The sequence below is a fragment of the Vibrio sp. UCD-FRSSP16_30 genome, assembly GCF_001676025.1.
Lineage (GTDB): Bacteria > Pseudomonadota > Gammaproteobacteria > Enterobacterales > Vibrionaceae > Vibrio.
The window spans coordinates 1-19,078 of sequence record NZ_LZFW01000004.1 but is presented as its reverse complement, the minus strand read 5'-3'; the positions used below and the strand labels follow the sequence as shown (position 1 = coordinate 19,078).

The window sequence follows — 19,078 nt, the reverse complement described above, 5'->3', positions numbered from 1 at the left end:
GTCGTAAGCGCATGTTAGCCAATAATAAGAAAAAACTTCTTTGGCGAAACCGTTCTTACGTAACATTAGCTTTGTAGTAAAACCGTAAGCAAACATTTAGCCAATTAGCGTTGAATGTTTGCCTAATCCCCCTTCTGCTCCGCCTCTCTTTTCAAACGCTTTAATTCCTTTTGTTCTTTCCTACGTCGCTTAAAAAACGCCTGTAATTGTGCTTTGCATTCGTCTTCCAATAGCCCCGACTCTACCGTTGCATAATGATAAGCCGCTTGGCTGGCAAACAAATCCAATACTGTCCCCGCCGCTCCTGCTTTTAAATCTGGCGCGCCAAAAACAATACGCTTTACTCGGCTATGTAATAAAGCGCCCGCACACATAGGACACGGTTCAAGCGTCACATATAAGGTTGTGTCGAGCAGGCGATAGTTTTGCAGGGTTTCACCTGCTTGCCTTAGCACCTGAATCTCAGCGTGCGCAGTGGCATCGTGTTTTCCGATACAGCGGTTCCAACCAGTAGCAATAATTTCATTATCTTTTACTAGCACAGCGCCCACCGGAACTTCCCCTTCTAGCTCTGCATTATGCGCAAGCTGGATGGCTTTTTGCATAAACAGCTTATCTTGCTCTGTGAAGGCTATCTCGGTAACAGAAGAGCTAGTAACAGAGGGCTCAGTAACTGAATGGCGTTGTTGATCACTCATAATTGGACCTGTGAATAGTATTTGCAGGCAATGTACCTTGCGAGAGTTGTTCACTCAAGAATTCTATCGCCATTTTTACCTTAGGTGACAAATGGCGGTTTTGAGGATAAAGCGCCCAAATAGGTTCTTTATCACAACGGTACTCTTTTAATATTTCTATCAGCTGTTGATCTTTTATCTGCGCAGCCACATAAAAGTCTGGAAGCTGGGTAATACCATGACCTTGTAATGCAGCCAAAGTCAGCGCATAACCACTATTACAACGTAAACTGCCTTTAATGGTTAGATTTAATTTGTGCTGATTTTCATTGAAACGCCAAGTGGATGAAGAACCTAATAAGCAAGGGTATTTTGACAGTTGCGAAGGATGCGTTGGCAATCCGTGAGCATCAATAAACTCAGAACTCGCACAAACATATTGCTGACGCTCGGTAAGCTTTTTGGCTATTAAGGTCGAATCCGCCAGATCGCCAATACGAATCGCAATATCAAATTTGTCTGCAATTAAATCTAGGCGTTGATTACTCAATTGCAGATCAAGTTCTATCTGCGGATAGCGCTTCACAAACTCAATTAACAGTGGTGCGATCACGGTTTCGCCATAAGTGATTGGGGCCGTCACTCTTAAACGTCCAATAGGTTGAGAGTGCACTTCTGTCACTTCTCTTTCAGCCTCAGCTAACCCATCAAGTAACATTCGGCACTGCTCAGCATAGCTAAGTCCCACTTCGGTCACCGATACCCGACGAGTGGTTCGAAGAACCAGTTTGATCCCTAGGTGCGCCTCCAAAGCCGATACTTTTCGGCTCACTTGAGCCACCGAGGTCTGCAATATTTCAGCCGCTTTAGTAAAACTCTCACTGTCTGCCACGGCAATGAACTCTTCTATGCCTTCCCATCGACTCATTATTACACTCACGTAAAAGTAATTTACCAATAGGCTAGTTTATCATCGTAATAGAAACAATATAATTGCGCTCATAGTCTAAAGTTTTACTTAACCCTTTTGCTAATAGGAAATCATCATGACCGAACAATTTATCAAATCACGCGCCGCTGTTGCTTGGGGTCCAAATCAACCATTAAAAATGGAAGAAGTTGATGTCATGCTGCCTAAAAAAGACGAAGTGTTAGTGAAAATCGTTGCCAGTGGCGTGTGTCACACCGATGCATTTACTCTTTCAGGAGAAGATCCTGAAGGCATTTTCCCGTCTATTCTCGGCCATGAAGGTGGCGGCATTGTTGAAATGATTGGTGAAGGCGTGACCAGTGTTGAAGTGGGCGATCATGTTATCCCGCTTTATACGGCTGAATGCGGCGAATGTAAGTACTGTAAGTCAGGTAAAACTAACCTATGCCAAGCGGTTCGTGAAACTCAAGGTAAAGGTTTAATGCCAGATGGCACAACGCGCTTTTATAAAGATGGTCAGCCTATCTATCACTATATGGGCTGTTCAACATTTTCTGAATACACGGTTCTTCCTGAAATATCATTAGCAAAAGTGTCTAAAGAAGCACCACTAGAAGAAGTGTGTCTGCTTGGTTGTGGTGTGACGACAGGTATGGGCGCAGTGCTGAAAACCGCTAAAGTCGAAAAAGGCGATAACGTGGCTATCTTCGGTCTTGGCGGCATTGGCTTGTCAGCGGTGATCGGGGCTAAAATGGCCGGCGCTAATATGATCATTGGTGTTGATATCAATGAAAGTAAGTTTGAACTGGCTAAACAGTTAGGCGCTACTCACTGCATCAATCCAAATGATTATGACAAGCCCATCCAAGAAGTCATCGTTGATCTCACTGACGGCGGCGTTGAATATTCATTTGAATGTATCGGTAACGTCAACGTGATGCGATCAGCGCTTGAGTGCTGTCATAAAGGTTGGGGCGAATCCGTTATCATTGGTGTGGCAGGCGCGGGGCAAGAAATTTCTACCCGTCCATTCCAACTCGTTACTGGTCGCGTATGGCGTGGCAGTGCATTTGGCGGTGTTAAAGGTCGCTCTGAGCTGCCAGGACTTGTTGAGCAATATCTGGCTGGTGAGTTTGGTCTGCAAGAGTTCATCACGCATACCATGGGACTGGAAGAGATTAATGAAGCGTTCGATCTTATGCACAAAGGTGAAAGCATCCGCACCGTTATTCATTTTGATAAATAAGTAAAATCAGTACAACGCTCCTTCATTGGAGCGTTTTTTATGGTGAGGATTAATCATGTCTTTAAATCAACTCTCTCAAAGCAAAGTCTGTGGCGGTACGCATACTCGATATACACACGCATCAAGCAGTGTAAATTGCGCCATGACCTTTGCTGTATTTCTCCCTGAAAGTGCGAATATAAACAATAAAGTTCCGGCTATTTATTGGCTATCAGGTCTAACCTGCACTGATGAAAACTTCATGCAAAAAGCAGGGGCTTTTAAAAAAGCAGCAGAACTGGGCATTGCGATTATTGCGCCAGATACTAGCCCGCGTGGTCAAGGTGTCGCCGATGATGCCGAGGGCGCCTATGATCTTGGCTTAGGAGCTGGATTTTATATTAATGCTACCCAAGCACCTTGGAATGAGCATTATCAAATGTACTCATACATCACTGAAGAGTTACCTGCACTGATTGAAGCTAACCTGCCAATTTCAGATGTACGTTCAATCTCAGGACATTCTATGGGTGGCCACGGCGCATTAACGATTGGGATTAAAAACCCACAACGTTATCGTTCTATTTCAGCGTTTAGTCCAATTACCAACCCATCAGAGTGCCCTTGGGGCATCAAAGCATTTAGTCACTATCTTGGCAGTGATGCTACCACTTGGAAAGAGCACGACAGTTGTGAGCTTATCAAGAAGCATGGCTGTGATAGCCCGATATTGATCGATCAAGGCGGCGCGGATAATTTCTTAGAAAAAGAGCTCAAACCCAATCATCTCATTGATGCCGCGATTGAACGTGCACCCAATTTTGAATTAAGAATTCAGCCTGGTTACGATCATAGCTACTTTTTCATTGCTAGCTTTATTGATGAGCATCTCACTTTTCACGCTCGATATCTCTAATACCATTAATCACAGTAAATAAATGTTCAGAAATCGCACAGGAAAAACACTTGAGAACAAGGCGAATATTTTTGATAAGTAGTTACTCTACAATCAAAAATTTCAACGCGGTTATCAAGTGTTTTAACCCGCTAGGCTGATCAGAGATTGACTGCGATTGGTATAATTATTGCTTGGATTAAGAAACAACAAAGCCCGCTATATAGCGGGCTTTGAGCTAGATATCTAAGAAGAGAACTTCAGAGAATCAGTGCATCTTACATAGTGTAAGTGTACGGAGCTTGGATACCCAGAGGAATACCAAGAGCCCAGTAAGCAAGTAGGAAGATAGTCCAACCAATTAGCATCGCAATTGAGAATGGCATCATCAATGAAGCCAATGTACCAATACCAGTATTCTTCACATATCGCTGACAGTAAACCACAACCAGAGGGAAGAACACCATCAGTGGAGAGATGATGTTAGAGACAGAATCACCTACGCGGTAAGCCGCTTGCGATAGCTCAGGAGAGATACCCACAGCCATTAGCATTGGCACTAAGATAGGACCAATTAACGCCCATTTAGCGGATGCAGAACCGACCAGAAGGTTAACCATAGCAGTAAGCAGAATCATACCAACCACTGTCGCTTCACCCGGAAGGTTCATCGCTTTTAGGCCTTCAGCGCCGTATAACGCCAACATAGTGCCGATGTTTGATTGACCAAATGCCACCAAAAATTGTGCACAGAAGAAAGACATCACCATGTATGCGCCCATGGTATTCATGGTTTCAGACATAGATTTAATCACATCATTGCTGGTCTTAAATTTACCAACCACACGACCGTAAACGATACCTGGAATGATAAATAGAATGAAGATCAACGGAACAATTGACTGCATGATTGGCGCTGAGAATGCCGTAATTTCCCCTTCAGGAGAACGCAATGCTGAGTTCTCAGGCATGATAGCGGCAACCAACAGAGCAATACCTGCCAGCATCGCAAAGCCTGCATAGCGGAATGCTTTAGACTCAAGTTCCGTCATCGAACCAAGATCTGGTGCTTCTTCAGCGTCTTCATCAACGTTAGTCGTTGCATTTAGACGAGGCTCAATGATGCGCTCAGTAACAAACCAACCGATAGCAACAATCAATATTGAAGAAAGGCCAGTAAAGTAGATGTTCGCAAGAGGGTTAACAATGTATTCAGGATCAAGAACATTCGCCGCAGTTTGAGTAAAACCGGCTAGAAGTGGATCGATGCCCGATGGAATAAAGTTTGCTGAGAAACCACCTGATACACCAGCAAATGCTGCTGCAATACCCGCTAGTGGGTGACGACCCGCAGCGTGGAAGATGATACCACCTAGTGGAATAACTAATACGTAACCTGCATCTGCTGCCGTGTGCGATACGATAGCAACCAAGATAAGCATTGGCGTTAAAAGTTTAGCAGGGGTAAAACCCAGCATTTTTTTCAGGCCAGTCGTAATAAAGCCTGAAGAGTCAGCAACGCCCACACCGAGCATTGCAACTAAAACGATACCTAGTGGCGCAAAACCAGTAAAGGTTGTTACCATATTGGCTAGAAAACTCGCCAACGCATCACCGGTTAAAAGGTTTGTAATCTGTAAAGGATCACCGGTGCGTGGGTTAACTAGGTCAAAAGAGACATTTGATAGTAGGGCTGAAGATACCCATACAATAATTAATGCCCAAAAGAATAAAATGGCGGGATCGGGTATCTTGTTACCTGCTTTTTCAATCAGGTTTAAGAAGCGATCCATACTACTTTGCTTAGGTGTATCTGTGTTTGCGAATTGATTGCTCATAGAATTACCGCTCAGTGACGTTTACAAAAATGTAAAAAACTAAAATATTGGTGTTATTTTTATTAGGGTGGTTATTTTACCCAATCATCACCGCAAAAACAGAATCTTAGTTTGCTAAATGCGCCATCTATCGATTATTTTTCATACTGAAAACATCTTTTAAACACAACAAAAACAAAGCTATTCAGATGCATATACAAAAAGAAACTAAGTTATTACTTTTCGCCATACATCAATACCAAACTAGTTGAATGACACTCCGTTGCATTAATTAACAAAGCTGAAACATCAATCTATTTAAATGCCACCCAAGTTGAAATAGACAACGCTTGATCCCGCCCCCACGGATCAAGCCAAGATACCGAAACTATAATCTCGGTACCTAAAATCCCCATAGATGAAACGGTATTACTTTGCGAGGTGGTCACATGAAACTCGGTCGTTTCAATTGTTGTCCATTGTGGATCAATAGCAAAACCTAACAACACTTCAGCTCGATGTTGCTCTAGCCTATTTTCTATATGTCCGAGCGCCTGCAAAGTTTGGCTGGCTAACTTTGCCTCTCTTTGTAAGTACACTCCCCCTTTTATCAGTAGCAAAGATAATAAGCTGACTAATGCCGTCGATATCAATACCTCTAACATTGATAGCCCTTGCTGTTTTGAGTGTTTACAGTCATTGGTGTATGGAAAGGACTTAAAAATCACGCCAACTCCCTCTAACCCAAGATCGCTGAGAAAATCGAAAGCGCGATTCAAGCAATAATTCACTGTCTTCAATGACACTTATCTCTCCGCTGAGACTCTCAATCGGCGCTGATAGCTGTAAAATGAGCCCTCCTTGAATATGCGGGTCGCCGTCTATAATGAGCTTCCCCTCATCAGTCTGCCAGAGCGCAAGCACACCATGTAAAGTGCCGGTTCCAGATAATTGCAGTAACTCTCCCATAAACAGCAAGTACAGGGGCTTATCTTGCGAAGCTAACGCTATTTGATTCCACTGAGACTGATTAATTGAGCAGTCCCCTATCACAAGCAAAATCGTTTCAGACTGTTGAATACGAGCTAAAATCTCATATCCACACTGAGCCGCTGCCGTGATATTTAATTCCTCCCCCCAACGTGACTGCAATTGTTCAACGCTAGTGTGTCCATAAAAGGTCAGTAACGCAGAGGGTTCAACAAACTCTGAACTTGCCAGCAAGCTTGTTGTTATCGCCAGATTAGAAATAACAGCAGCATCTTGCTTCATGTTACCTAAGCGCACTATCGCACTGGTCGCGGTATTATCGGCCTGCGATGCAATCTTAAATTGGTTAACCTCATCCTGCTTCTCAATGGAAATACCGATATTGCCATCAGTTATGCACTCATCTGGCGGTAATATGTTTTGCGAAGAAGAAGCTTGAGAGGCGTATTGCACATAAGAAAGATGAACAGCAGTGCAATTGATTGCCGATTCTAGCTCCCAATCTAGATAACTGCGCTTAACATGCGTATGTGCCTGCCAGCGTAACGAATCGGTTAAATAACGAGAGTTTTCTAATGCGACAAAGCCTAATACAAACAATGCACTAAGTACCATCAGCAACACGAAACCGCTATTGGAACTCATCATTGTTACCGGATAAATTATTCACTGATAGCCCACCTACGAATAGCTCCCCTACAGACAGGTCATCTACTGAGTTTCGAGAATAGGTAAGAAGCGTGTTGTAAGTAGGTTCATCGCCTTTTATCGCAATAGCATAATCAACTTGTACTAATCCTTGTGTCATCGGCAGTAATGAAACATCAAATGCCTTAATGGATAACAGTTTCTCATTGAGCATTGAGTAGTTGATATTATCTGAGCAGGTTTCTTGTAATGCTGATAATTGCACTGTTGCATCTGTGCAGTATTTTAATTTAGATTGCGATCCTTCCCGCCATAGCAAAACGCGCCGATACTCCCCTACATCATATTGATAACCCACTGCTAACTTAGACGGTTCAATATATAAAGGGATAGGTTGAACGTAACCAGAGCGCCGAATTTCACCGCGCAAATAGGTCAATAGATATTGTCCATCAATGAGCAACTGCGCTTGTTTTATCTGAGCAGATAAAAGCTGCTGCTGATTGATCAGCAAGGTAGAACTGGCAATCAATAACGAGCTTGATAGCGCTAAGCTAAGCAATAACTCTAGGAGAGAAAGCCCTGCTGATTTTCTATGGGTAGAAGTTAGGCTTAACACGCAGGATAGCCAAACAAGATGGCACTACTAGAGCAAATACGAATCCTACCGGTAATATCATGATAGATAACCTTAACCAGAGTTTCGCCGTTTAACCCTATACTGATATTACCGTTGCCGTAAGGCCTGCCTGTCACGCCACTAAAACGTAATGAGCTAAACGTCGTGGTTATTGATACCTCTGTTATCTGCTGTGGATTGATGGCCTGAGTAAAGATTGTTTGTGGATTGCGCAATAAGTTATCGTGATGAATAGCAAAGAAACCACTAGCAGAAGATAGATCAGCGTGAAGCCATATATCTTTTTTCATCCCGTAAGCGGTATCTCGGGCTGTGGTTAATATGGCATGAGCTTGGGCGGTGGCGCGCTTTATCTTTAGGTTATTTAGTTGCCCAGCAACCGATAGCATGGCGATATGCCCAGTCACGCTAAGCACAGCGCAACAAATCAAAACCTCAACAATGGAAAAACCTTTGCTTGTCATCTTCATCTAACAAGATTAGATAATGAGACTGCATAATGGGTATAGACGCCAACACGCTACGATCAAGCGCGTAAACAATCATTCTTTTTGTCGCACAAAAAAGGCCAACACAAGGTTGGCCTAAATATAAAATAGTTTATTAGCGATTAGCTAGTAAGGTCATCAAAGAACTTCTTAACACCGTCAAAGAAACCTTCAGATTTTGGTTTGTGCTTGTTAGCAGCATCGCCACCACAAGACTCTTCAAACTCTTTAAGCAGTTCTTTCTGACGAGAGTTTAGTTTAACCGGTGTTTCAACCACCAATTTAACGATCAAGTCACCTTGAGCACCACCACGAACGCCTTTCACACCCTTGCTACGCATACGGAACATACGTCCAGTTTGTGTTTCAGAAGGCACTTTTAAGCTAACACGGCCATCAAGAGTCGGGACTTCAACTTCGCCACCTAAGGCTGCCATGGTAAAGCTTACTGGTACTTCGCAGTACAGGTTACTTCCGTCACGCTCAAAGATATGGTGCTCTTTAACATGAACTTGAACATATAGATCACCTGCCGGAGCGCCGTGCTCTCCTGCTTCACCTTCGCCAGATAGACGAATGCGATCACCCGTATCCACACCAGCGGGAATTTTAACATTAAGAGATTTAGTCTTATGCGTGCGGCCTTCCCCATGACATGAGCCACAAGGATCTTTAATGATTTGGCCTTTACCATGACAAGTAGGACATGCTTGCTGAACAGCAAAGAAACCTTGGCGCATTTGTACTTGGCCATGACCATGACAAGTGCTACATGTTTGTGCCGATGAGCCCGCTTTTGCGCCAGAACCATCACACACTTCACAAGCAACAAGAGTCGGAACTTCGATCTCTTTTGAACAACCACGAACCGCTTCTTCTAAAGTCAGTTCCATGTTGTAGCGCAGGTCTGCACCGCGTTGTGCACGCTGTTGACCACCGCCACGACGACCACCGCCAAAAATATCACCAAACACATCGCCGAAGATATCGCCAAAGTCAGCACCGCCGCCGCCGAAGCCACCGCCGCCACCCATGCCACCTTGTTCAAATGCGGCATGACCGTATTGATCATAGGCTGCGCGTTTTTGAGCATCGGTTAAGATCTCATACGCTTCTTTCACTTCTTTAAACTTCTCAGCAGCGCCTTCATCACCCTGATTACGATCTGGGTGGAATTTCATTGCGAGGCGTTTATAGGCTTTTTTGATATCACGCTCAGAAGTATCGCGGCTTACACCTAGTACTTCATAAAGATCACGTTTAGACATGTGTTTCGTCACCAATTTGTTTACTGCAAGCGGCAATACCGCTTCATGTTTATATCGATATAGATGGAGGTTCTAGGTTCTAGGTTCTAAAAATATCATCTATAGCGACAGCTATAATTTACAAACAGACGGGCGTTTAGGTTTCCCAAAACGCCCGTAACTATCAGATTAGAAAAATATATTCCTAACTAGAGCGTGTTCATTCAACAGAAGACTCTATTATTAACAGTCGTCTTCTGTATTAAAATGACTCGCTATAGTAACGGGAATTATTTCTTCTCGTCTTTCACTTCTTCGAATTCAGCATCAACAACGTCGTCGTCTTTAGCTTGCTCTTCACTAGCTTCGCCGCCTTGGGCTTGCTGTGCTTGAGCTTGCTGTTGAGCGATTTCCATTAGTTTTTGAGCTGCAGTCATAAGCGCTTGAACTTTAGCATCGATAGCTTCTTTGTCGTCGCCAGATTTCACTTCTTCTAGTTCAGTGATAGCCGCTTCAATCTTAGTTTTTTCGTCAGCAGGAAGAGCGTCACCCGCTTCTTCGATTTGCTTACGAGTACCGTGGATCAGTTGGTCAGCTTGGTTACGAGTAGTTACTAACTCTTCGAACTTTTTGTCCGCTTCTTTGTTAGCTTCTGCTTCTTGTACCATTTTTTCGATATCTTCGTCGCTTAGGCCACCAGAAGCTTGGATCGTAATCTTTTGCTCTTTACCAGTGTTCTTGTCTTTAGCAGACACGTTTAGGATACCATCAGCATCAAGGTCAAGTGTTACTTCAATTTGAGGCATGCCGCGTGGTGCTGCTTGAATGCCTTCAAGGTTAAATTGACCAAGAGATTTGTTGTAAGACGCTTGCTTACGCTCACCTTGAAGAACGTGGATAGTTACCGCGCTCTGGTTGTCTTCTGCTGTAGAGAAAACTTGGTGTGCTTTAGTTGGGATAGTTGTATTTTTCTCAACCAGCTTAGTCATTACGCCACCCATTGTCTCAATACCTAGAGACAGTGGAGTTACGTCAAGAAGTAGAACGTCAGTAACGTCACCAGCAAGAACACCACCTTGAACTGCAGCGCCCATAGCAACTGCTTCATCAGGGTTAACGTCTTTACGTGGTTCTTTACCGAAGAACGCAGTTACCTTAGCTTGAACCATAGGCATACGAGTCTGACCACCCACAAGGATAACGTCAGTGATTTCGCCTACTGTTAGGTCAGCATCTGCTAGAGCAACTTTTAGTGGCTCAAGAGAACGTTGAACTAGGTCTTCAACTAGAGCTTCTAGTTTTGCACGAGTCACTTTAACGTTCATGTGCTTAGGACCAGTTGCATCAGCAGTAACGTAAGGTAGGTTTACGTCTGTTTGAGTAGTAGAAGAAAGCTCAATTTTCGCTTTTTCTGCTGCTTCTTTAACACGCTGCATTGCTAGCGGATCATTTTTAAGATCGATACCTTGTTCTTTTTTGAACTCATCAACCAAGTAGTTGATCATACGGTTATCAAAATCTTCACCACCAAGGTGAGTGTCACCGTTAGTTGCTAGAACTTCAAAAGTTTTCTCGCCTTCAACTTCGTCAATTTCGATGATAGAGATATCAAAAGTACCACCACCAAGGTCATAAACTGCGATAGTGCGATCGCCGCCTGACTTGTCTAGGCCGTAAGCAAGAGCTGCAGCTGTTGGTTCGTTGATGATACGTTTAACATCAAGACCAGCAATACGACCCGCATCTTTAGTTGCTTGACGCTGTGCATCGTTAAAGTAAGCAGGAACTGTAACAACAGCACCAGTTACTTCTTCACCTAGGAAGTCTTCTGCAGTTTTCTTCATTTTCTTTAGAATTTCAGCAGATACTTGAGGAGCAGCCATTTTTTGGCCTTTCGCTTCTACCCATGCATCACCGTTGTCAGCCTTAACGATTTTGTAAGGCATGATTTCTAGATCGCGCTGAACTTCTTCGTCTTCAAAACGACGACCAATCAAACGTTTGATTGCAAATAGTGTGTTTTCTGGGTTTGTTACTGCTTGACGTTTAGCAGGTTGGCCAACCAAAGTTTCGCCATCTGTGTATGCAACAACAGAAGCTGTTGTACGTTCGCCTTCAGCGTTCTCGATTACACGTGGTGCGTCACCGTCTAGAACTGAAACACATGAGTTAGTTGTACCTAAATCAATACCAATGATCTTACCCATCAGGCTATCTCCAAGAATTTAATTGTTTGTTTCTTTATACCCCATAGATGGGGATGCTTGGCCCGGATTCAACCCTAAGCCTCAAATTTGTTAAAGCAGTTAGCTTATTGTTTAATTGCTCTGCACCATAGATAAGGGCGCTATTCTATCTTTCAAGAGTTAAGCGAAAAAAAATAAAAAAAGAGGCTAAAAATAGCCTCTTTTTGTTTGTTTCGCCTAGCTGAGTGCTTATTTAGCAACCATTACCATAGCAGGACGCACTACGCGGCCATTAAGCTCATAGCCTTTTTGCAATACAATTGTCACTGTATTCGCTTCATGATCAGGGCTTTCAACCATAGAAACAGCATTGTGCAATTCAGGATTAAAAGCTTCACCTACTGGGTTAATTTCTTTCAAACCGTTTTTAGACACAACATCAACAAATGACTTATGCGTCATTTCGATACCTTCAACGATTGGCTTAACCACTTCGTTATCAGTATCAGCTGCCTGCATCGCACGCTCTAGGTTATCAATAACCGGTAGCAGCTCTTCCGCAAATTTGTTGATTGCATACTTACGTGCTTTCGCCATTTCTTGCTCAGTACGGCGACGCATGTTTTCAACTTCAGCTTTAGCGCGAATAACAGTATCTTGTTGCTCTTTTAAGCGCATCTCAGTTTGAAGTAATGCAGCCTCTAGTTGAGCAACTTTTGATTCTTCAATTTCTTCAGCTTCTGCGTTCCATTCGATATCACCTTCACCGCCAATCACTTCCGCTTCTTCAACAATTTGTTCAGCTTCAGTATTCGCTTGTGCTAGTTCTTCTTCGTTAATTTTATCTTGTTTATCGCTCATGATCTCTCCGACACGGATGCGTACTTCTCAAAGTGCTATTATTTCAACAGAAATACTTCCATAAAAAAGTTAGCATCTAAATTCAACTTTCCCTTATTATGGGGATCATCGTTTCTGAATCAAGCCTAACCATTTATTTTGGGACTAAAATGAGTAACCAGTTCTCTACAATCGCTATTTTAGGTAAACCTCGCGACACTAGCGCAATCCAAACTCATCATGAGATCTATCATTGGCTAGTGGAAAAAGGCTATCGAGTTCTGATTGACGATAGACTTCAAGAGTTGATGCCTGAGATTGAAAGCAAAGTATTTTGTAATCTGATGCTTATGGGCAAAGAGGCAGACTTGGCGATTGTGGTCGGTGGTGATGGCAATATGTTAGGGGCAGCCAGAGTTCTGTCTCGATTTGACATCTCTGTTATTGGCGTCAATAAAGGCAACCTTGGTTTTCTTACCGATTTAGATCCTGATGATTTTAAAACCCCTCTTGAGGAAGTATTAGCGGGTCGCTATATAAAAGAGCAGCGCTTTCTTCTAGAAACAGAAATCCATCGTCACGGACTCATTAAAGGTCAAAATGCTGCGTTAAATGAAGCGGTGCTTCACCCAGGCCAAGTGGCGCACATGATTGAATTTGAAGTCTATATTGATGGATCTTTTGCCTTTACTCAGCGTTCTGACGGTTTGATAGTCTCAACCCCCACCGGTTCAACTGCTTATTCTCTTTCTGGCGGCGGCCCAATATTATCCCCAAGCTTAAATACCATTTCCTTAGTGCCTATGTTCCCTCACACTTTGTCGAGCCGTCCATTGGTTGTCGATGGCAATCGACACATAAAATTAGTACTCGCACCGGACAACAGAGGCACTCAAGAAGTTAGCTGTGATGGACAAATTTCTTTGCCAGTCGAACCTGGAGATGAAATTCATATCTATCGTAGTAAAAACGTATTGCAGCTAATTCACCCTAAAGACTACAGCTACTATCATGTTTTGCGTGAAAAACTAGGCTGGTCGAGTAAGCTTTTTTAAACGATATCAAAAAAATAATAAAAAAATAACACTTGCAACTTTACTGTATGTAAAACCAGTATATACTGTTTCCATATACAGTATTTTATTGCGTGGATTTCCGTATGCTCGTTCATCTAAGTGTTAATAATTTTGCTATTGTAAAATCACTACAAATCGAACTCTGCTCTGGCATGACAACCATCACCGGTGAAACTGGTGCGGGTAAGTCGATAGCGATTGATGCTCTAGGCTTATGCTTAGGCAGTCGCTCTGACTCTAGTATGGTTCGTCAGGGGGAAGACAAAGTCGACCTTTGTGCCAGCTTTATTATCGAAAAAAACATCAGCGCCCAACGCTGGTTAGAAGATAATGAACTGTTCGATGGTGATGAGTGCATTTTACGTAGAATTATCGGTAAAGATGGACGCTCTCGCGCTTTTATTAACGGTAACCCTGTTCCTGTTTCTCAGCTCAAAAGCCTTGGGCAAACCTTAGTCAGCATTCACGGACAACATGCCCACCATCAATTATTGAAAAAAGAGTATCAACTCTCTTTGCTTGATCAATATGCCGGTCATCAAAACCTAATCAACCATGTGCAAAAACATTACCAAACATGGCGTCAGGCCGATAACCTACTTAAACAGACCATCCAAAATGGTCAACAAAATCTCGCTCAAAAACAATTGCTCGAATACCAAATAAAAGAGTTAGATGAACTGGCACTATTAGAAAATGAATTCGTTCAATTAGAGCAAGAACATAAAAGACTGTCTAATAGTGGTGAGCTTCTTTCCCTTACCCAGCAAAGCCTCGACATAATCAATGACAATGATGACGTTAATGCCATTGATTTATTGCAGTGCGCTATTCATCAAACTCAGCAGTTAAGTGAACTCGATAGCAACTTAGGTAGCATCAATCAAATGCTCAATGAAGCAGTGATTCATTTAGAAGAAGCAAATAGCGAATTAAGACATTACCTAGACTCTATCGACATGGATCCAATGCGCATGCAAGCAGTCGAAGAGCGTTACTCTAAAGTGATGTCACTGTCTAAAAAGCACTTAGTATTGCCCGAAGATCTTTATCAGCACCATCAAGACCTAGCTAAACAAATCGAACTATTAGATTGCTCTGATGAGCGCATTGAACAATTGCAATCGGCAGTAGATAAAGCACTAAGCCAATACGTGAAGAGCTCGGAGAAACTCAGTAAATCGAGAAAACGCTATGCTAAAGAACTCAACAAACTGATTTCGGCCAGTATGCATCAGTTAAGTATGGAAAAAGCTCAATTTGATATCAGCATTAACAGTGATATTAAATACACCTCCCCGCTTGGTATTGATGATGTCGAATACTTAGTTTCGGCAAACCCAGGGCAACCACTGCAACCTTTAGGTAAAGTAGCATCAGGTGGTGAGCTTTCTCGTATTTCATTAGCTATTCAAGTTATCACAGCGCAAAAAGTTGAAACCCCAAGTTTAATCTTCGATGAAGTGGATGTGGGGATCAGTGGCCCGACAGCCGCTGTTGTAGGCAAAATGCTAAGAAAGCTTGGAGAAAGTACGCAAATATTATGTGTTACTCACCTTCCTCAAGTTGCAGGTAATGGTCATCAACAAATGTTTGTGGCAAAGAAAACAAAATCAGGTACAACCGAAACTCAGATGTTTACTTTAAACGAGAAACAGCGAATAGAAGAGCTAGCCCGTTTATTGGGTGGCAGCGAAATCACCTCATCAACTCTGGCTAATGCTAAAGAATTAATGGCAGCATAAGAGGAACTCACCGCTATATTTGCTGTCTTTAATTATGAAAAGTGGGTGAATGTCATATTTTGCGAGGTCAATAATAGGCAATCTTCACTCTCATGGTGGTTTCTCTATACAAGCTGCTCTAGCTTGTTTATTATTTGCCGAGTTTTATTTAGAAGTTAAAGATCTGATTATATGCAGTTTAAAAAGTGGTTAATAGCAATCCCATTAGCACTATCAATGCTCACCGGCTGTTCTCTTTTAGAAAAGTTGGTATATCGCATAGATATTAGCCAAGGCAACTTTGTCGAGCAATCTGCAGTCGATCAACTCCGTATAGGTATGTCTAAAGAGCAAGTTCGTTATGTTCTTGGTTCTCCAATGTTGATAGAAAACGGTAAACCAAATAAATGGTACTACATCTATCATTTCACTAAAGGACATGATGATCCGATCCAAAAGAACTTGTTTGTCTTCTTTGGTGGTAATGATCGCTTAGAGCGTATCGACGGTGATTTCAGTGCTGGCCCTGGCTTCAACCAAGCAATTCAGAAATCGATAAACACAAAATACTAAAGGGGGAGCATCATATGCTCCCCCTTCTTATTTGATTCTATTTAACCGTATCGCTATTTCGCGGCTTTCTTAGCGGCTTGCTCTGCACGTTTACGCCTAATCTCTTTAGGATCAGCAAGCAAAGGGCGATAAATTTCAATACGATCATTATCTCGCACTAGCGCATCAAGCTTGACGTTGCGGCTAAACACTCCAACCTTATTTACTGCTAAGTCTATTTCAGGAAATAGCTTTAATATTCCAGACCGCTCAATAATTTGCTCAACGGTCATTTCTTTATTCACTACCAATGCAACGACACGTTGTTCAAAAGGCAATGCGTAAACTACTTCTACATGAATCATATCAAATCAATACTCATAACACGGATACACTTGTTTCGCTCTTTGGGTAAAGGCATTAACCATATTAGAGGTTAATTCATTAAATACTTTACCAAAGGCCAACTCAACCATTCGACTGGTAAACTCAAACTCAAGTTTTAGCTCAATTTTGCAGGCACTCTCATCTAAAGGCGTAAAAAACCACCCGCCTTTAAGCTGCTTAAAAGGGCCATCAACTAAATTCATTTCTATAACACGCCCACTATGCAATACATTATGAGTGGTGAACGTTTTACTAATACCAGCTTTAGATACGTCAACCGATGCAATCATTTTACTCTCATCAGCTTCATGCACTTTAGATCCTGAGCATCCAGGCAAAAATTCAGGATAGCGAGCAACATCATTGACCAAATTAAACATCTGTTCAGCACTAAAAGAGACCAATGCGGAACGGGTCACCTGCGGCATAACTACTCCTCAACAACTAAATCGCTAATTTTACAGCCCTTTACTCAAAACCGAGCAAAAAGAATTTCCCTATAATAAGGCAATACGTATAATGAGGCTATTATGGCAAAGAAAAAATCAAAAACCAAAGCGACTAGTAATACTATTGCGCTAAATAAAAAAGCCCGTCACGAGTACTTTATCGAAGACGAGCTTGAAGCTGGCTTAGAGCTCCAAGGTTGGGAGGTAAAATCTCTACGTCAGGGTAAAGCAAATATCGCTGAAAGCTACGTCTATATAAGAGATGGCGAAGCCTTTATTAGTGGTATGAGCATTATACCGCTAAACCAAGCATCTACACATATCGTAGCTAACCCTACTCGTGTGCGTAAGCTTCTGCTTTCGCGTAAAGAGTTGGATAACCTATTTGGTAGCATTAACCGCGATGGCATGACCCTAACAGCATTATCTCTGTACTGGTCACGCTCATGGGTTAAAATTAAAGTAGGTGTCTCTAAGGGTAAAAAACTGCACGATAAACGTACCGATCTTAAAGATAAAGACTGGGCGCGAGATAAAGCACGAGTTATGAAGAGTAAACTGCGCTAATATTGAGCATACAGTCAGTATGGTGCTAGACAGGCAAGTCTTTTCTGGTACTATGCAAATAACACTTGGGGCTGATCTAGGATTCGACGAGAATTCTGAAGTCTGAGGTGCATGCCGTGGGGCGGTTGGCCACGTAAAAAGCCGCAAAAAAATAGTCGCAAACGACGAAAACTACGCACTAGCAGCTTAATAACCTGCTGAGAGCCTCTTTGCCCTAGCTTCCGCTTGTAAGACGGGGAATAACAAAGAGTCAAACCCAAACTAGCTAGATCGGATTCTCCCGCCTGAGAGATGAAGTTCGAAATATAATTCAGGATAGTCATTTACTAGCGTGTCGGTTCGCAGGTACTTGGTGAATTTAAAGATCGACTAAGCATGTAGTACCAATGATGAATGATTTTCGGACGCGGGTTCAACTCCCGCCAGCTCCACCAAATCAAAGTAAAGGGACGTCTCAGGACGTCCCTTTTTCTTATCTAAACCCTTGTAAAACAAGCAGCTTCACAGTTTTCTTTTCTCATAGAGTCTCACAGAGTACCTCCCCATAACACCTAAAGGATTACCCATTTTATTACCCAAAAATTAAATCTATACTGATTTTAAAGTTTGGGTAACCCTTTGTGCTGTTACCTCCCCATAAATAGAAGGTGCGGCCGAATGGCGATGAGAAAAGACACATACTACAGAAACCTCTCCCTAACTAATGAACAGTCAGAGCTAGTCATATGCGATGGCGATAATCTGTATTTTCGACTCAGAAAAGGCAAGAAGGGCATATCCAAGTCCTGGATGTTTATTTATAAGAGCAAAGGCACCAATAAACAGGTGAGACTTTCGTTAGGTAAATACCCTACCCTCACCTTAGCTGAAGCTCGGAAGCAAGCCATCGACCTTCGCCAAAACGTATCAGAGGGTAAAGACCCAAGAGAAAAAAGAACTATAGCCAAGATCATGACAGGCAACAACAGTGATCACTTTGACCTCGACCAAACTATTCAAAGCCTTACTTTTGGAGAAGTCGCTGAGCTCTTCTTTAAGCAAATGCTTCATCGCGAACAACTGGCGATAGCTCATGAACTCGAACAAGCTGAGATACGAGCTAAGCACGAAAACCATCAACTTTCAGCCCTAGAAGTTGATGACATAAAAACTAAACGCAGAGCTTCGAAGGATGCTCGACTAAGGCTTGATAAGTACCTCCTTCCACAACTAGGAAAACTATCAATTCAGAAATTGAGCAAACCAGTTGTGGTTAAGGCACTAGAGCCTCTAGAAGCGCAAGGGATACAAGAAACAATAAAACGTTGCTGCACACTAGTTAATCAAATTGGTGAATTTGCAGAAAATCGAGGATATATCGAATTTAACCGCTTTTCCAATTTAACCAAAGCCTTCGTCAAGCCTCGCCCTACCGCACAAAAAACGATAACACCAGACCAGCTTGTAACCATCCCCTAAAATAGGTGTATTCCGATTTAGAGTTCTTCCGTTTAAACTAGATAAAACGGAGAATGATCATGAAAAAATCACGCTATACAGAATCACAGATTGTTAAAATCTTGAAGGAAGTTGAAGCAGGCCGAAAGGTCTCTGATGCCTGTCGTGAATATGGCATATCAGATGCAACGTACTATAACTGGCGAGCCAAATATGGAGGTATGGATAGTTCGGACATCAAACGACTGAAAGAGCTTGAAGAAGAAAACCGACGATTAAAACAAATGTACGCTGATTTAAGC

General features: G+C 42.5%; 20 protein-coding genes and 1 other RNA gene. 9 read left to right on the top strand and 12 right to left on the bottom strand.

Going from position 1 to position 19,078, the window contains the following annotated elements; translation table 11 throughout:
• Nucleotides 1-122: 122 nt before the first annotated feature.
• The gene (tadA, locus tag A9260_RS03660) at nucleotides 123-698 is read right to left on the bottom strand and encodes a tRNA adenosine(34) deaminase TadA (protein ID WP_082957042.1); all 576 of its coding nucleotides are present in this window, start codon (nucleotides 696-698) and stop codon (nucleotides 123-125) included.
• Complete coding sequence (locus A9260_RS03655) at nucleotides 691-1,605, bottom strand: LysR substrate-binding domain-containing protein (protein WP_068696308.1); 915 nt, start codon at nucleotides 1,603-1,605, stop codon at nucleotides 691-693. The genes tadA and A9260_RS03655 overlap by 8 nt, the downstream gene beginning before the upstream one ends.
• Nucleotides 1,606-1,723: 118 nt before the next feature.
• Between A9260_RS03655 and A9260_RS03650 the strand changes: the two genes are divergently transcribed.
• On the top strand, nucleotides 1,724-2,854 hold the full coding sequence (locus A9260_RS03650; protein WP_068696303.1) for an S-(hydroxymethyl)glutathione dehydrogenase/class III alcohol dehydrogenase: 1,131 nt from the start codon (nucleotides 1,724-1,726) through the stop codon (nucleotides 2,852-2,854).
• A 55-nt stretch (nucleotides 2,855-2,909) separates the two neighbouring features.
• Nucleotides 2,910-3,749: an S-formylglutathione hydrolase gene (gene fghA, locus A9260_RS03645; protein WP_068696299.1), complete on the top strand. Its 840-nt coding sequence runs from the start codon at nucleotides 2,910-2,912 to the stop codon at nucleotides 3,747-3,749.
• Between the two features lie 257 nt (nucleotides 3,750-4,006).
• On the opposite strand, the gene A9260_RS03640 is transcribed toward fghA, so the two are convergent.
• From A9260_RS03640 to grpE, 8 genes are all read right to left on the bottom strand, one after another.
• A complete protein-coding gene (locus A9260_RS03640) occupies nucleotides 4,007-5,566 on the bottom strand; it encodes an AbgT family transporter (RefSeq protein ID WP_068696297.1) in 1,560 nt (519 codons plus the stop codon).
• 293 nt (nucleotides 5,567-5,859) lie between these two features.
• Nucleotides 5,860-6,273, bottom strand: coding sequence for a prepilin-type N-terminal cleavage/methylation domain-containing protein (locus A9260_RS03635; protein WP_231892563.1), 414 nt, complete (start codon nucleotides 6,271-6,273; stop codon nucleotides 5,860-5,862).
• Complete coding sequence (locus tag A9260_RS03630; RefSeq protein ID WP_082957041.1) at nucleotides 6,263-7,180, bottom strand: hypothetical protein; 918 nt, start codon at nucleotides 7,178-7,180, stop codon at nucleotides 6,263-6,265. The genes A9260_RS03635 and A9260_RS03630 overlap by 11 nt, the downstream gene beginning before the upstream one ends.
• Entirely contained in the window at nucleotides 7,167-7,802 is a 636-nt protein-coding gene (locus A9260_RS03625; protein ID WP_068696296.1) for a hypothetical protein, read from the bottom strand. The genes A9260_RS03630 and A9260_RS03625 overlap by 14 nt, the downstream gene beginning before the upstream one ends.
• Nucleotides 7,796-8,287, bottom strand: coding sequence for a pilus assembly FimT family protein (locus A9260_RS03620; protein ID WP_231892562.1), 492 nt, complete (start codon nucleotides 8,285-8,287; stop codon nucleotides 7,796-7,798). The genes A9260_RS03625 and A9260_RS03620 overlap by 7 nt, the downstream gene beginning before the upstream one ends.
• Nucleotides 8,288-8,433: 146 nt before the next feature.
• Complete coding sequence (gene dnaJ / locus A9260_RS03615; protein ID WP_068696292.1) at nucleotides 8,434-9,579, bottom strand: molecular chaperone DnaJ; 1,146 nt, start codon at nucleotides 9,577-9,579, stop codon at nucleotides 8,434-8,436.
• A gap of 269 nt (nucleotides 9,580-9,848) precedes the next feature.
• Nucleotides 9,849-11,765: a molecular chaperone DnaK gene (gene dnaK / locus A9260_RS03610; protein ID WP_068696290.1), complete on the bottom strand. Its 1,917-nt coding sequence runs from the start codon at nucleotides 11,763-11,765 to the stop codon at nucleotides 9,849-9,851.
• Nucleotides 11,766-11,993: 228 nt separating this feature from the next.
• Nucleotides 11,994-12,605 carry a nucleotide exchange factor GrpE gene (grpE, locus tag A9260_RS03605; protein WP_068696288.1) on the bottom strand — a complete coding sequence of 204 codons (612 nt, stop codon included), beginning with the start codon at nucleotides 12,603-12,605 and terminating at the stop codon, nucleotides 11,994-11,996.
• Between the two features lie 149 nt (nucleotides 12,606-12,754).
• On the opposite strand from grpE, the gene nadK reads away from it, so the two are divergent.
• The 3 genes from nadK to A9260_RS03590 all read left to right on the top strand — a co-directional run bounded on the left by nadK (nucleotide 12,755) and on the right by A9260_RS03590 (nucleotide 15,957).
• The gene (gene nadK / locus A9260_RS03600; protein ID WP_068696286.1) at nucleotides 12,755-13,639 is read left to right on the top strand and encodes an NAD(+) kinase; all 885 of its coding nucleotides are present in this window, start codon (nucleotides 12,755-12,757) and stop codon (nucleotides 13,637-13,639) included.
• 104 nt (nucleotides 13,640-13,743) lie between these two features.
• The gene (gene recN, locus A9260_RS03595) at nucleotides 13,744-15,405 is read left to right on the top strand and encodes a DNA repair protein RecN (RefSeq protein ID WP_068696284.1); all 1,662 of its coding nucleotides are present in this window, start codon (nucleotides 13,744-13,746) and stop codon (nucleotides 15,403-15,405) included.
• 171 nt (nucleotides 15,406-15,576) lie between these two features.
• Entirely contained in the window at nucleotides 15,577-15,957 is a 381-nt protein-coding gene (locus tag A9260_RS03590) for an outer membrane protein assembly factor BamE (protein WP_068696283.1), read from the top strand.
• A gap of 53 nt (nucleotides 15,958-16,010) precedes the next feature.
• On the opposite strand, the gene A9260_RS03585 is transcribed toward A9260_RS03590, so the two are convergent.
• Entirely contained in the window at nucleotides 16,011-16,301 is a 291-nt protein-coding gene (locus A9260_RS03585) for an RnfH family protein (protein ID WP_068696282.1), read from the bottom strand.
• A 6-nt stretch (nucleotides 16,302-16,307) separates the two neighbouring features.
• The gene (locus A9260_RS03580) at nucleotides 16,308-16,751 is read right to left on the bottom strand and encodes an SRPBCC family protein (RefSeq protein ID WP_068696281.1); all 444 of its coding nucleotides are present in this window, start codon (nucleotides 16,749-16,751) and stop codon (nucleotides 16,308-16,310) included.
• Nucleotides 16,752-16,853: 102 nt separating this feature from the next.
• Between A9260_RS03580 and smpB the strand changes: the two genes are divergently transcribed.
• The 4 genes from smpB to A9260_RS03560 all read left to right on the top strand — a co-directional run.
• A complete protein-coding gene (gene smpB / locus A9260_RS03575) occupies nucleotides 16,854-17,339 on the top strand; it encodes an SsrA-binding protein SmpB (RefSeq protein ID WP_068696279.1) in 486 nt (161 codons plus the stop codon).
• 67 nt (nucleotides 17,340-17,406) lie between these two features.
• Nucleotides 17,407-17,773: a transfer-messenger RNA gene (gene ssrA, locus A9260_RS03570) on the top strand.
• A 223-nt stretch (nucleotides 17,774-17,996) separates the two neighbouring features.
• The gene (locus A9260_RS03565; protein ID WP_068696278.1) at nucleotides 17,997-18,797 is read left to right on the top strand and encodes a tyrosine-type recombinase/integrase; all 801 of its coding nucleotides are present in this window, start codon (nucleotides 17,997-17,999) and stop codon (nucleotides 18,795-18,797) included.
• A gap of 59 nt (nucleotides 18,798-18,856) precedes the next feature.
• Nucleotides 18,857-19,078, top strand: a 222-nt coding sequence (locus A9260_RS03560; protein ID WP_068696277.1) for a transposase, incomplete at its 3' end; no start/stop codon positions are given.